The organism is Streptomyces synnematoformans, assembly GCF_039531005.1.
GTDB classification, from domain to species: Bacteria; Actinomycetota; Actinomycetes; order Streptomycetales; family Streptomycetaceae; genus Streptomyces; species Streptomyces synnematoformans.
Genome location: NZ_BAAAPF010000513.1, coordinates 1 through 3,059 on the forward strand (window position 1 = coordinate 1; position 3,059 = coordinate 3,059).

The 3,059-nt window shown below is 78.0% G+C and carries 3 protein-coding genes; all 3 read right to left on the minus strand.

All coding sequences use genetic code 11. From position 1 onward, the window contains the following. On the minus strand, positions 1-1,305 hold a 1,305-nt coding region (locus ABD317_RS35290), incomplete at its 3' end, for an acyclic terpene utilization AtuA family protein (protein ID WP_344295810.1). Further along, positions 1,302-2,120 carry a TIGR03084 family metal-binding protein gene (locus ABD317_RS35295; protein ID WP_344295812.1) on the minus strand — a complete coding sequence of 273 codons (819 nt, stop codon included), beginning with the start codon at positions 2,118-2,120 and terminating at the stop codon, positions 1,302-1,304. The genes ABD317_RS35290 and ABD317_RS35295, both read right to left, overlap by 4 nt. An 84-nt stretch (positions 2,121-2,204) precedes the next feature. Then, a partial coding sequence (locus ABD317_RS35300) for a (Fe-S)-binding protein (RefSeq protein WP_344295814.1) occupies positions 2,205-3,059 on the minus strand: 855 nt, incomplete at its 5' end.

The following is a 3,059-nucleotide window of genomic DNA, read 5'->3' on the forward strand; positions in this document are numbered from 1 at the left end:
GGCGACGGGAACGCGGGTGCCGTCGGGCAGGACGGCGGTGTGGGGGACGTCGGCGGCGGGGACGTACGCGGCCGCGAAGACGCCGTACGGCTGCGCCCTGCCGGGCGGGGCGGTGACGTGGAAGCCGGGGATGCTGGCGAGGGCCAGTTCGACGGCGGCGCCGCTGACGGCGCGGCCGACGGCGGCCTCGTCGGTGTCCCGGACGGTGAGGCGCAGCAGCGCGGACGCCTCCTCCTGCACGTCGGCGTCGGGGCGGTCGGTGCGGGCGAGGGTCCAGCGGACGTCGGCGACGCCGTCGAGGGCGGGGGCCATCTGGGCGCGGACGAGGGCGGCCTTGGCGTCGATGTCGAGGCCGGTGAGGACGAAGACGACCTCGTTGCGGAAGCCGCCGAGTCGGGTGAGGCCGACCTTGGCCTCGGGCGGCGGGGGCTCGCCGCGTACGCCGGTGACGCGGACGCGGTCCGGTCCTTCGGGGTCGAGGCGTACGGAGTCGAGGCGGGCGGTGACGTCGGGGCCGGCGTAGCGGGGGCCCGCGGTCTCGTAGAGGAGCTGGGCGGTGACGGTCTCGACGGTGACGGCGCCGCCGGTGCCGGGGTGCTTGGTGATGACGGCGCTGCCGTCGGGCTCGATCTCGGCGAGGGGGAAGCCGGGGTGGCGGACGTCGTGCTCGGTGAAGAAGGCGTAGTTGCCGCCGGTGGCCTGGGTGCCGCACTCCAGCACGTGGCCGGCGACGACCGCGCCGGCCAGGGCGTCGAGGTCGTGGTCGTCGGGGCGGGTCGGGTCGGCGGGGTCGGGGGCGGCCCAGCCGTAGTGGGCCTGGGCGGCGCCGGTGACGAGCGCGGCGTCGGTGACGCGGCCGGTGACGACGACGTCGGCGCCGGCGCGCAGGCAGGCGGCGATGCCGGCGCCGCCGAGGTAGGCGTGGGCGGCGAGGGCGCCGTCCCACGTGCCGCGCGCGGTGAGGTCGTCGCCCTCGACGTGGGCGACGCGGGCGGGCACGCCGACGCGCTCGGCCTGCTCGCGGGCGGCGGCGACGAGTCCCGCGGGGTTGCCGCCGCCGGCGTTGACGACGAGGGCGACGCCGCGGTCGCGGGCGAGGCCGAGGCCCTCTTCGAGCTGGCGCAGGAAGGTCCCGGCGTAGCCGGCGGCGGGGTCCTTGAGGCGGTCGCGGGCGAGGATGAGCATGGTCAGCTCGGCGAGGTAGTCGCCGGTGAGGACGTCGAGTTCGCCGCCGGTGAGCATGTCGCGGACGGCGGCGAAGCGGTCGCCGTAGAAGCCGGAGGCGTTGCCGACGCGGAGGGTCACGGGCGGCCCTCCGCGGCGCCGTCCGCGGCCCGCTCCCGCCCGCCGCCCGGCGGGCCGGCGAACGCCTGGGCGAGGCCCAGCCAGCGCTCCGCCTCCGCCCCCTCGGCGACGAGCGCGGTGTCGGCGCGGTGCACGCGCTGGGTGACCAGGAGGCAGAAGTCGAGCGCGGGCCCGGTGACGCGCTCGGCGGCGTCCTCGGGCCCGTACGCCCAGGTCTCCCCGCCGCCGGGCGGGGTCAGCTCGACGCGGAACGCGGCTGCGGGCGGCGCGAGCCGGTTGGCGGCGTACGCGAAGTCCCGCGTCCGTACGCCGATACGGGCCACATGGCGCAGCCGCGCGGTGGGCGCCCGCCGCACGCCGAGCGCGTCGGCGACGTCCTGCCCGTGCGCCCACGTCTCCATCAGCCGCCCCGACGCGACGCCCCCGACGCTCATCGCCGGCCCGAACCACGGCATCCGCACCCCCGCCGGCTGCGCCAGCAGCACGCGCCGCAGTTCCTCGCGCCCCTGCCGCCAGCGGTCGAGCAGCAGGCCGGGCGGCTGCGCGGCACCGCGCGCGGCGCCCTCGTCCACGAACCCGTACGGCGCCTCCTGCGCCCGCGCGAGCAGCCGCCGGAACTCCTCCGGGTCGGCGGCGGCGGCGAGCGCGGCGCGGTCGGTCCAGGCGAGGTGGGCGATCTGGTGCGCGACGGTCCACCCGGCGGCGGGCGTGTCCAGCGCCCACCGCTCCGGCGGCAGCCCGGCGACGAGGTCGTCCAGCGCGGCGCTCTCGTCGCGGAGGTCGTCGAGCAGTGAGGTGATCTCCGGGCCCGCCATGGTGCGCTCCCCTCGTGGCTACTGCGCAGTAGGGTGGCAGCGGGCGGGAAAACAAGCAAGCATGCTTGCCGGATTATTTGCTGCTCACCCCTCCTCCGGCAGCCCCTCCTCCGGCAGCCCCTCCGCCAGCAGCTCCGCCAGGTGGCGGGCGCGGACGCCCGCGAGCTGGTCGAGCTGCGTGCGGCACGAGTAGCCGTCGGCCACGACGGCGGCGGCGTCGGGTGCGTCGCGTACCGCCGGGAGCAGCTGGTCCTCGGCGCAGGCCGCGGAGACCTCGTAGTGGCCGCGTTCGAAGCCGAAGTTGCCCGCCAGGCCGCAGCAGCCGGCGGCGAGCTGCCCGTCCAGGCCGGCCTTCGCCATCAGGCGGCGCTCGGCGGCGTCGCCGAGGATCGCGTGCTGGTGGCAGTGCGTCTGGCCGGTGACGGGGCGGTCGAGGCGGGGCGGGGTCCAGTCGGGGGCGGCGGTTTCGAGGGCTTCGGCGAGGGTGCGGACGCGGGCGGCGACGCGGGGGGCGCGGGCGTCGTCGGGCAGCAGCTCGACGAGGTCGGTCTTGAGGGCGGCGGCGCACGGCGGTTCGAGTACGACGAGGGGCGGCGCGGCGCCCCCGCCCCCGTCTCCGTCTCCGCCCCCGTCTCCGGCTTCGCCCGCCGGCTCCAGCGCGTCCAGCGTGCGCCGCATCACCCGGCGGGCCTGGTCCAGCTGTCCCGTCGAGACGTACGTCAGCCCGCAGCACACCTTCCCCGCCGCCGGCGGCAGCCCCACCCGCAGTCCGGCCGCCCGCAGCACCCGTACGGCCGCCGAACCCGCCTCCGGCGACAGGTAGTTCGTGAACGTGTCCGGCCACAGCAGCACGTCCGCCTCCGGCGCCGCGGCCACGGCCCCCGCGAGCGACCGCGTCAGCGGCACCGGCGCGATCCGCGGGATCGACCGCTCCGCCGC

Bases quoted from the DNA above. Each gene is read 5' to 3' on its own strand.
- ABD317_RS35295 (WP_344295812.1), bottom strand. From the start codon at position 2,120: ATGGCGGGCCCGGAGATCACCTCACTGCTCGACGACCTCCGCGACGAG.